This is a genomic window from Alphaproteobacteria bacterium, from assembly GCA_033762625.1.
Classification (GTDB): Bacteria; Pseudomonadota; Alphaproteobacteria; order UBA9219; family RGZA01; genus RGZA01.
The window spans coordinates 1-10,052 of sequence record JANRLI010000024.1 but is presented as its reverse complement, the minus strand read 5'-3'; the positions used below and the strand labels follow the sequence as shown (position 1 = coordinate 10,052).

Sequence of the window (10,052 nt, the reverse complement as noted above, 5' to 3'; positions counted from 1 at the left end):
ACTCAAGAGCAATCCGCAAGCGATATAAAATGCCAGCATCACGCTGCCGCCGTATGAAATCAGTGGCAACGGAATACCCACGACAGGAATTAATCCCGTCACCATCGCCACATTCGTCAGCAAATATAAAAACATGGTGGTCGTCAGGCCAAGGCCCAGCAACCGTCCGAATTGATGTCGTGAATGCAGACTGATGACATAGCCATACACAATCAAAATAAAAAACAGCATCAGTAATAATACGGCCCCGATCAATCCCATTTCCTCGGCTAATACAACAAAGATGAAGTCAGTGTGTTTTTCTGGCAAAAAATTCAACTGGCTTTGTGTGCCCATTCCAAAACCCTTGCCGAATAATCCGCCAGAGCCCAGCGCAATTTTGGATTGGATGATGTTATAGCCTGCGCCAAGCGGATCTTTTTCTGGATCAAGGAATGTAGTCAGGCGTGCCTTCTGGTAATCATGCAAATGATTCCATGCCGCCATTGCAACAAATGGAACGCCAACGCCGATACTTGCAAAAACCCACCATCGTACGCCCGCTAAAAAGAATACGGTTGCAGAGAAAAGCGCAGTTAGCGTTGCGGTGCCAAGGTTTGGCTGGATAAGGATAAGTCCAACAGGAAGCAGCACCATCCCTGCCGGAATAAGAAGACGTAACGGGTTGCCGATTTCTTCATAGGATAAATTGTGGAAGTAATGCGCAAGTGCTAAAGCAAGCGCAACTTTCATATGCTCGGAAGGTTGCAGTACAAAAAATCCAAAATTAATCCAGCGCTGCGCACCCATGCCGATGTGCCCAATAATCGCAACCGCAGTAAGCAGCAGGAGTAAAGCTCCGTAAATCACATAACTGTATTTAAACCAGAAGCGGATATCGACCATGGCAAGACCAAGCATCAGGAATAGACCGGGTATCATACGAAAGAGCTGCTTGCCTGCCCATGGTTCCCAACTGGCTCCGCCGGCAGAATAAAGCAATGTCACCCCGAAGGATGAAATCAATATGACCAAAAATACAAAACCCCACGGCATGTTACGCAGCTTGTCATGTAGGCCGAGTTCATGGTCGGAAGGGAGTGCGTTAGGATACGTCATAAGTAAGGAAGGCTTTAGTGTTTGTTTTTACTTAGCCTAGCCTTTATGCTTTGAAAAATGCAAATGAAACCGAATGCATATTATCAGGCAAGGCTGGATGCGGGTGAAATAACCCATGATGCCGCGCAGACCAAAATTATGAACGCACTTCATGATTTGGCATTGCGCATGCCCCGTCTTGCGCGTGAGCCGTTTTTACCGCGTTGGCTGCGCTGGCTGGCGCGCCGTGAGAAAAACCGTGGTCTTTATATTTATGGTACGGTCGGGCGTGGCAAAACCATGATGATGGATATGTTCTTTGAAAGCGTGCACGGTATCGCCAAACGCCGCGTGCATTTTCATGCTTTTATGCTGGATGTACATAGCCGCCTGCATGCCAAGCGCCAAGACCCATCGCAGGCCGTGCGCGACAATGCGGTTGTGCATGTGGCGATTGATTTAGCCAAAGAAGCCAAGCTGCTTTGTTTTGATGAGTTCCAGGTCCACAATATTGCCGATGCAATGATTTTAAGCCGTTTTTTCCGCGAGCTATTCCGCAGGGGCGTTGTGGTTGTTGCCACATCCAATACTGCGCCTGACAATTTATACGCTGGCGGTTTGCAGCGTGTTTTGTTTTTACCTTTCATCGACCTCATTAAAAAACACCTGCACGTTTTGTATCTCGATGATGGATGTGATTACCGTCAGGACCGTATCAAGGGATTGCCGGTTTATCTAAGCCCGATAGATGAACGCGCGGTGCAGGGATTATCCGAATTTTTTTCCAAGCTCACCGACGGTGATGAGGCATTGCCAACCGACATTGTGGTGGAGCAGGGAAGAGAATTGCATGTTTCTAGAGCAGCACACGGCGTTGCATGGTTCACGTTTGAAGAATTATGCCGCGATGCAAAAGGCACACCAGATTATCTGGCGCTCGCAAAGAATTTTCACACCATTATTCTGGAAGGCGTACCACAACTAAATGATATTGAAAAAAACAGTACCCTGCGTTTCATTCATTTGATTGATGTGCTCTATGATAATCATGTGCGTATTGCGCTCAGTGCGGAAAAACCACTCAAAGAATTATTGGATGCAACGAGCGCATATCGCACACAGTTTGAGCGCACCGAAAGCCGGTTGATGGAAATGCAATCGCAAGATTATTTATTGGCTCCTTCCTCATCTATAAAACAATGATTTTTACATGATTATCATTGGTGTTGGCGGCAATATTCCATTTGGTTCTATGTCCGTACCAGCTACGCTAAATGCCGCGCTGGACGCGTTTTCTGCTTATGGAATTCGCATTCATAAACGCTCGTCATTTTATCATTCCAAACCGGTGCCTGCATCCGATCAACCATGGTTTTTTAATGCGGTGGTTTCATGCACCACGGAACTTTCACCGCAAGAATTGTTGCGTGCGCTTCTTTCTATCGAACAAAAATTCGGGCGCATGCGTTCTGTAAAAAATGCGGCGCGCACACTCGACCTTGACATCATCGATTATGATGGAAAAATTATTTTCGATAATGAATTGGAGATCCCACATCCGCGTTTGGCATCACGCGCATTTATTTTGCTTCCTTTGATGGAAATAGCACCTGATTGGAAGCATCCGCAATCCGGAATCCCCATCGCCGATTTGGTCAAGGCACTGACTGATGAAACCCTAGTCAATACCAAAAAGCTTTAAGCCCAAACCTAATCCTACAAAATCAGTTGATAAAACTTTTTTGGATGAATTTTTATCTATTCAGTCCACGTCATAATTTTAAAAACACCAAGCTGAGTGAATAAAAAATAGAGTCAATTCATGGTGTTAGATGAACGAAACACCGAATGGATTTTTTGCGCGTTGCAGTGCAATGGTGCGTGATAAAAATTTACCCACAGGAAATTTGTTTTTTTCATGTTTCCTTCCTTGCCAAACGACTCGTGCATGGCGCACATATAGACAGGTCACATCAGTGTAACCACTAAATCTAGTGGTTAAAGCAACGACATTAACGGTTGGATTTCTATGGTTTGCGCCCAGAAACAAAGCGAAAAACTAAACGAAGAATTTAGGGATACGCTTGCACGCAACACCCAATTTCCAATCCGTTCAATTCAAAAATCAAAAAAACAAAAACTAAAAGGGGTTAGGTAACATGGCGGAACAAAATAACACGTGGACTCCCGCGCGCATTGGGGTCTTACAGGAATTGTGGGGCAGCGGACTATCTGCTAAGGAAATCGCTGCCCGTCTTGGTGGCGGCATCACCCGCAACGCTGTGATTGGTAAGGCGCATCGCCTAGGTCTCTCATCTCGCCCATCTCCTATCAAGCGCGTCGATGGCAAGCCAGCTGTGGCTCATGCGGGCGGCGCAGTTATGAAAACCCGTTTGTCGGCGCCAAAGGCCATGGGGCTTCGCCGCGATGTAATGGTTGGCAGTGGTGCATACCGTAATGCTGACGCAACACGCAGCGATATGCGCAATGATCGCAATGAAGACAGCGAAGCTCGCCGTTTGCGTTCTTCGGCAGATGTGGGCAATTACTCCCCCCGTTTGTTCAAAAATTCCCAGCCAGCCGTTCAGGCTCAAGCTCAACAATGCCGCTGGCCAGTAGGCGATCCATTGAAGGCTGGGTTCCATTTCTGCGACAGCATGTCAATTCCTGGTCTGCCTTATTGCTATGACCATGCATGCATGGCGTATCAAGGTTCGAAGAAGAAAGTTCCAGCTGCGCCGCGTGAAGATGCTCCAGCAGCTGCTGAAGGTGATAGCGCCCAGTTCGGTGCCGTCAACAACAGCTAGTTTTCCCCGAGCGGTTGCGCCCTTTTATAAGGGCGCAGAGCGAATGGCATATCAGTTTTGTCCCCCAAACAGAAAAGGCGCCTCACCTGAGGCGCCTTTTTTGTATCTGAGATATGTTTGGCTTAAATCAGCTTTACCAAACGGTTGCTGATTTCCTGCATGTAATCCTTGGTCTTGAGCCATTTTTGATTTGGCCCAACCAGAATGGCCAAGTCTTTGGTCATATGGCCTTCTTCAATGGTTTGGATGCAGGCTTTTTCCAAGGCTTCACCAAATTTGGTCACTGCAGGGGTGTTATCGGTCTTGCCGCGGTTAATCAATGCCTGCGTCCATGCAAAGATGGAGGCGGTGGGATTGGTCGATGTTTCTTCGCCCTTTTGATATTGACGGTAATGGTCAGTCACGGTGCCATGCGCAGCTTCGGTCAAGACGGTCTTGCCATCTGGCGCCAGGAGTACGGAGGTCATGAGGCCAAGGGAACCATAACCCTGTGCCACCATATCGGACTGTACGTCGCCATCGTAATTCTTGCATGCCCAAAGGAAGCTGGTGCTGGTGCTGATCGCTTTGGCTACCATACTATCAATCAATAAATGGCGGTAGGAAATGCCAGCAGCTTCATATTGGGCCTTATAATCCTTTTCATAAATCTCCGCGAAGATATCCATGAAGCGGCCGTCATAAGCCTTCAAAATGGTATTCTTGGTTGAAAGATAAACAGGAACCTTGCGGTTTAACCCATAACGAAACGTACTATGCGCAAAATTGCGGATAGAATTGTCTTCGTTAAACATGCCAAGTGCAACGCCAGCGTCGGGGAATTCATGCACCTTATGTGAAATTGGCGCGCTGCCATCTTTTGGTGTGAAGGTAATGGTAAGCGTACCAGCACCCGGAACCTTGAAATCAGTTGCCTTATACACATCGCCAAATCCATGGCGTGCCACGATGATGGGTTCTTTCCACCCCTGCACATAGCGCGGAATGTTTTTAACAACTATCGGTTCACGGAAAATAGTGCCATCCAGAATGTTGCGGATTGTACCGTTTGGTGACTTCCACATTTTTTTGAGATTAAATTCTTTTACGCGGCCTTCATCAGGGGTAATTGTCGCACATTTCACGCCAATGCTGTATTGCTTGATGGCTTCAGCTGCATCGAGAGTTATTTTATCATCGGTTGCATCACGCTTTTGCATGGCAAGGTCGAAATACTTTATATCGAGTTCAAGATGCGGGAGAAGGAGCATCTCCTTAATCCAACCCCACATGATGCGTGCCATTTCATCGCCATCCAGTTCAACAATGGGGTTTGCAACTTTGATTTTAGCCATGGGATGTTTCCTTGATAAGAGTAGGCGGGCACGCGATAACGTGGTCAGAACGATAGTGTTCTAACCTTACCAAATCTTTAAATGGAGGGGAATCCACCCGTTATATGATTAGTCGAGCAACTCTATTTTTGAAGCTTCACGGCCTTTTTGCGAGGTCGTAACCATCATGCGGATTTTGCGACCCGGATCGATGTTGTTAAGCCCAGCACGTTCCAGAACTGAGCGATGAATGAATACATCCTTGGTGCCGTCTTCCGGCATAGCAAAACCAAATCCTTTATCGGTCTTGTACCATTTGATGCTGCCTGTAACTTCCACTTCAGGGCCGATGGGTTGGCGGTCAAAACCGCTGCTGAAATCGCTTCTGCCTGAATCGCCCCGATTGTCGCGTGCATCAAAATCGTTACGCTCACGGCGTTGTCCTCCGCCTGCTGCGGGTTGCGGTGCATTAGGGTCAACGCCCATAACTTCAAGAATATGAGTAACTTGCATACCGCGCTGTGATGGCACCACCATGCAACGTAGACGTGTATTTTCTGCGAGGCTTTGCAGACCTGCACGTGTTACAACTGAAATATGAAGAAACGCATCAGAAGAATTGTTGTTGATAGCAACAAACCCAAAACCTTTACTTCCATTGAACCATTTTACGATGCCATCAGCCTGAACGCCTTCACCGGCGGGCATGGCAGAACCCTGATCATAACGAGACAAACGACGCACCCTCTACACAAATAATAATCAACAGAATACCCATCACATCATAGTATGGATGGGCAAAAAGAGACCATACACAATATATCAAAACAGAGGATTAACGCGCAACGCCCTGCTGCATGAAAAGGTAATTAATCAAAGGGGTTAGACTATGCGGTAGTTGCAGCTAATACTTTGTTTTGTTTAGTTTTTGTTAGTTAATAAGCTGGTAAAATAAACTCCGTCTCTGGAATGAGCCACCCACCGCCCATGAACCATGTTCTTCTTAAATTTTGCCTCGTAGCTATTTTAATGGCTCCGCCTTGTATCGCCGAAGAACAGTCTGCGATACAGGTGGCACCTGAAGTGTTCACACAAAATTCAGACTCATGGCAAAATATCAAAGCTTTTGATGATACGGCCTTGTTCGCTGTTGCTGGTCCGCCAACCGCTGAAGACGCAGCTAAAGCAAAAGCCGATACCGAATTATACGAGGCGATGGTCGATAACTTCGATAATTTGGAAGACGAAGATGATGAGTATCTTTTTGTTATTGAGGCACTCTTCGACCCTGAAGACTCATCCCGCCCTGCCAGTTTGCGGATGGATGATGATGTAGATGACGAAGTTGTTGAAAGTATAACTTCACCAAACCTGAATTCGTCCATTTACATTGATACGGTCCGTCCTACTTTTTTCCCCGGCTTTCAAATCAAACCGCGAGAACTAGACCCCGATAAAAAAGACAATACGGATGCGCGTTCGTTGTTTGCTGATTTGAACAAGCCAAAAGCAGATGATATTTTGAAAGATGATACCAAGCCGATTATTTCAGGCCCGCCGCAACCTCAGACGGCTGTGCCTACATTACCGGCCAGCACAAAAGAAACCACTGAAAGTAAACTTGAAAAAGCAGGTAAGATAAACGCGCCACCAAAGCAACGTCCTTTATCGCCGGATGAAGAAACGCTTGGCGCATTAAAGCAAGCTGTGAAGGAGCTGGGTCTTGAAAACAAACTAAACCTTGGCAAAAGCGTTGGCGGGCATGAAGCTCTGGAAAACAATGAAGATCATCCGCAGGATAAATTGCCGCAAGGTACAGCGCCGGATGTGGCTAAGCAAAAACAAACACCAATTACAACTAAGCAACGCGCATTCATGAACAAGAAGGCGCGCAAGGCAAAGCAACCACGCCGCCGCGTAAAGCCAGTGGAGCAGGTGGTACCCGAAGAGCCGCCGCCACCACCAAAGGAAACCGGAAGTTTTCTGGATGATTTATTCTAGAGAATTCTTGGCTTTTTCAATTGCATCCGCCCACATGCCATCTTGTTGCTGACGCAGCAAAGTGACGGATGGATACCATGGTGATGTGGTCAATGACAGGCTCGCAGATGGTTTTTCTTTATCAAACCAGTGCCACATCAAACCGCGCGCACGTGGCAATAATACGCAGGTTTTTATGCCGCATGCCCCAGCCATATGTGCTGTTGTATTGCTAACCGTGATTACTTCATCAAGCGCAGAAATTTGCGCCGCGAAATCATCTAGCGAAGCGCGTTGATTTACTGATGTATCATCAATAATTGTCCAATTGCTTTTCTTGGCTAGCGCTAAATCATCCGCAATATCACCATATTGCAGGCTAACAAACAGGTGAGGGGAGTTTTCAAAAAGTGGTGCCCAATCAGCGATTGAACTGCTTTTTGGATCGCCTTGGCGCAATGGCTTGCTTTTCCATGAAACGCCAATCACGCGGCCTTCTTTACCATACTGTCTCTTTAAATCTGCATAACGTGCTTTAAGTTGCGCAACTTTCGACTCATCTGGTGTCAGTAGCTTTGCTTGAATTGGGAATGTATCAAAGCTGTTGCGCAAAACCTGTCCTAGTTGTCCTGCCGAAGATTGTGCAACAATTGATGTATGGGTCAGGGCAGAATCTGGTGGGTCGCAGCGTGCGATGAATGTGATGCCATGAAAACTCCGCTCGAACAGTGCTTTTAATCGTGCATCACATTCAACAATTAATCCATCCTGACAGAGCCTGCGCGCATCGTTGAACATACTGGAATATAAAATTTCTTCGCCTACACCCTGTTCACCCCATACCAGCAGTTTTCCGTTTTGTAGGACCTTTCCATTCCATTGAGGTTGTGTGAATGAGCGGTGCTTTACGATGTTTTCAAATCGAGCATTGTAATGCTGCCAGCCTTGAGCCAAATCACCGCTACGGAATTCTGCATAAGCCAACTGTGTTTTAATAAGCGCGTTTTGTGGGTCGGCAGACAATGCTTTACGCAGTGCATCCAGTGCGGCTGCGTAATTTGAATTATCCAGTTCAATTCCACCGATACCGACTAATGCGCTACTATTTGCAGGGTCTAACGCCAACACTTTTTTGTAAAAAGTTTCTGCTGCGTCCACGTCGCCATTTGCTTTTAGTAAATGCGCGTGGGTTAGCAATAGCTCCGGTGAACAATTCGGTAAAGCTATCCATCGCGTTGTTGCCTTCAGCCCTTTTGTAGGTTGATTGGCAATATAGGTATGATTGGCATAGACGATTGCCATTGAGGGATTATCCGGGAAGCTGCGCAAACCCTCATCTAGGATTTTTATAGCATCATCTTGCGCGCCCAACCCACTTAATATAGTTGCCATTTCAATTAAAAGTGCAGCGCTATTCTGCTTTATTCGTGCATTATCCAGCAACGTCAAGGCATCTTGTGCTTTACCGTTTTGACTTAGGCTCCGTGCCTGATTGATAAGGATATTGTCGTTCAATAAAAATTCCACTCAAGGCGATAAAAAAAGCTTTCAGAATGTTTTTCTGAAAGCTCCTAAATCTGTCACAGCTGGCTATGACTGCCAAATACTTTACGAGTCGAAGACTTCGTTTTGGGCTTTAATTTCTTCTTCGCGCTGGGCGATGTCTTTCTTGTCTTCTACAGGCTGGTATTTTGAATGACCGTCTGCGCCAAGACCTACCCGAAGATAGGCAAGTACCGCGCTTGAAGGGGTTTGTAATTGCACAGTGCCTGATTGGTTCAAGAATTCAGTGATTACAACGCCAGCCAACCTATCATAGCGAAGGCGCGGATTTAAAGGTTGCTGGGTTGCTGCAATCTTTGCGCTGGCTGTTCCAGCTTGCGCAACAGCGATGCTCGCAGACGAATCTGAAGCATTGCTTGTTTTTAAACTCGTGATGGTCTTACCAGTAATTGCTTCAACCATTTCAACCTCCGCCTACCGTCTTCATTATGAAGGAGGGTTAGGCAACATTCATGTTCGTCTGGCTTTACTGTTGCGTTGCACACAAACACTGCGCCGCTGGAAAACCCATTCGTACATATAATAGAATGTTATCCCCACAAGATTAATAAACGGTTACCTTTTGAATTATTGTTTCGCCTTAGTGATAAAGGCAGTTTTTGTACCGGTAGATTTTTCCCGCTAGGTAAAATTTGCCGAGGGAAGTTATCGAAACTTATCCGCAAACGATTGATTCAAAATACATTTTTTTCTTGAATTTTGGCACTTGTTTCGCATAGAGTAGCTCACCTTCTATTGGGTGATCCAACTGAAGGTGTGGATATGAAGGAGTCGTATCCAGATTAATCGAAAGGAGTTCTTACTCATGCCTATTTCAAGTGTTTCCCTTACAGCAGGCGCTCGCGCGAATTTGTTGTCATTGCAACAAACTGCTAATTTGTTAAACGTAACCCAGAACCGTCTGTCAACCGGTAAAAGAGTATCGTCAGCACTTGATGGTGCGACCGCTTACTTTGCCAGCGTTGGCTTTTTAAATCGTGCAAACGACTTATCCAACGTAAAAGACGGTCTATCAAACGCCCTTCAAACCGTTAAGTCGGCAGCTGGCGCGATTGACAGTATCACCAAGATCATTCAGCAAGCGCAAGGTCTTACGACTTCTGCATTGCAGACAACCGATAGTGATACGCGTTCCGGTCTTGCTGTTCAGTTCAATGACTTGCTCGTACAAGTTAACTCGCTCGTAAACGATGCGACGTTCAACGGTACGAACTTGATTGGTCAAACATCCATCAGCTTGGTTGTGTACTTCAACGAAAACAACACATCGAAACTGACGATTACCAACACCAACTTGTCGATTAATACTGCT

The 10,052-nt window shown here is 46.3% G+C and carries 10 protein-coding genes; 5 read left to right on the top strand and 5 right to left on the bottom strand.

Going from position 1 to position 10,052, the window contains the following annotated elements:
* Positions 1–1,098, bottom strand: a 1,098-nt coding sequence (gene rodA / locus SFW65_10200; protein ID MDX1923485.1) for a rod shape-determining protein RodA, incomplete at its 3' end; no start/stop codon positions are given.
* A 63-nt stretch (positions 1,099–1,161) separates the two neighbouring features.
* Here rodA and zapE point away from each other — a divergent pair.
* From zapE to SFW65_10185, 3 genes are all read left to right on the top strand, one after another.
* The gene (gene zapE, locus SFW65_10195) at positions 1,162–2,280 is read left to right on the top strand and encodes a cell division protein ZapE (protein MDX1923484.1); all 1,119 of its coding nucleotides are present in this window, start codon (positions 1,162–1,164) and stop codon (positions 2,278–2,280) included.
* A gap of 7 nt (positions 2,281–2,287) precedes the next feature.
* Positions 2,288–2,779, top strand: coding sequence for a 2-amino-4-hydroxy-6-hydroxymethyldihydropteridine diphosphokinase (gene folK, locus SFW65_10190; protein ID MDX1923483.1), 492 nt, complete (start codon positions 2,288–2,290; stop codon positions 2,777–2,779).
* A gap of 457 nt (positions 2,780–3,236) precedes the next feature.
* Complete coding sequence (locus tag SFW65_10185) at positions 3,237–3,884, top strand: GcrA family cell cycle regulator (protein ID MDX1923482.1); 648 nt, start codon at positions 3,237–3,239, stop codon at positions 3,882–3,884.
* A gap of 122 nt (positions 3,885–4,006) precedes the next feature.
* Here SFW65_10185 and SFW65_10180 read toward each other — a convergent pair whose 3' ends face one another.
* Both SFW65_10180 and SFW65_10175 read right to left on the bottom strand, forming a co-directional pair.
* Positions 4,007–5,218 (bottom strand): NADP-dependent isocitrate dehydrogenase, encoded by a 1,212-nt coding sequence (locus tag SFW65_10180; protein ID MDX1923481.1) that lies wholly within the window; start codon positions 5,216–5,218, stop codon positions 4,007–4,009.
* Between the two features lie 108 nt (positions 5,219–5,326).
* A complete protein-coding gene (locus SFW65_10175; GenBank protein ID MDX1923480.1) occupies positions 5,327–5,905 on the bottom strand; it encodes a cold shock domain-containing protein in 579 nt (192 codons plus the stop codon).
* Positions 5,906–6,226: 321 nt separating this feature from the next.
* Here SFW65_10175 and SFW65_10170 point away from each other — a divergent pair, with 321 nt between their 5' ends.
* Positions 6,227–7,198 (top strand): hypothetical protein, encoded by a 972-nt coding sequence (locus tag SFW65_10170; GenBank protein MDX1923479.1) that lies wholly within the window; start codon positions 6,227–6,229, stop codon positions 7,196–7,198.
* On the opposite strand, the gene SFW65_10165 is transcribed toward SFW65_10170, so the two are convergent.
* Both SFW65_10165 and SFW65_10160 read right to left on the bottom strand, forming a co-directional pair.
* Complete coding sequence (locus SFW65_10165; GenBank protein ID MDX1923478.1) at positions 7,190–8,692, bottom strand: tetratricopeptide repeat protein; 1,503 nt, start codon at positions 8,690–8,692, stop codon at positions 7,190–7,192. The two genes, SFW65_10170 and SFW65_10165, sit on opposite strands and share 9 nt — an antisense overlap.
* Before the next feature lie 93 nt (positions 8,693–8,785).
* Positions 8,786–9,142, bottom strand: a complete 357-nt coding sequence (locus tag SFW65_10160; GenBank protein MDX1923477.1) for a hypothetical protein — start codon at positions 9,140–9,142, stop codon at positions 8,786–8,788.
* Between the two features lie 403 nt (positions 9,143–9,545).
* On the opposite strand from SFW65_10160, the gene SFW65_10155 reads away from it, so the two are divergent.
* On the top strand, positions 9,546–10,052 hold a 507-nt coding region (locus SFW65_10155), incomplete at its 3' end, for a flagellin (GenBank protein MDX1923476.1).

Bases quoted from the DNA above. Each gene is read 5' to 3' on its own strand.
- zapE (MDX1923484.1), top strand. From the start codon at position 1,162: ATGAAACCGAATGCATATTATCAGGCAAGGCTGGATGCGGGTGAAATA.
- folK (MDX1923483.1), top strand. From the start codon at position 2,288: ATGATTATCATTGGTGTTGGCGGCAATATTCCATTTGGTTCTATGTCC.
- SFW65_10175 (MDX1923480.1), bottom strand. From the start codon at position 5,905: ATGCCCGCCGGTGAAGGCGTTCAGGCTGATGGCATCGTAAAATGGTTC.
- SFW65_10185 (MDX1923482.1), top strand. From the start codon at position 3,237: ATGGCGGAACAAAATAACACGTGGACTCCCGCGCGCATTGGGGTCTTA.
- SFW65_10170 (MDX1923479.1), top strand. From the start codon at position 6,227: ATGGCTCCGCCTTGTATCGCCGAAGAACAGTCTGCGATACAGGTGGCA.
- SFW65_10180 (MDX1923481.1), bottom strand. From the start codon at position 5,218: ATGGCTAAAATCAAAGTTGCAAACCCCATTGTTGAACTGGATGGCGAT.
- SFW65_10160 (MDX1923477.1), bottom strand. From the start codon at position 9,142: ATGGTTGAAGCAATTACTGGTAAGACCATCACGAGTTTAAAAACAAGC.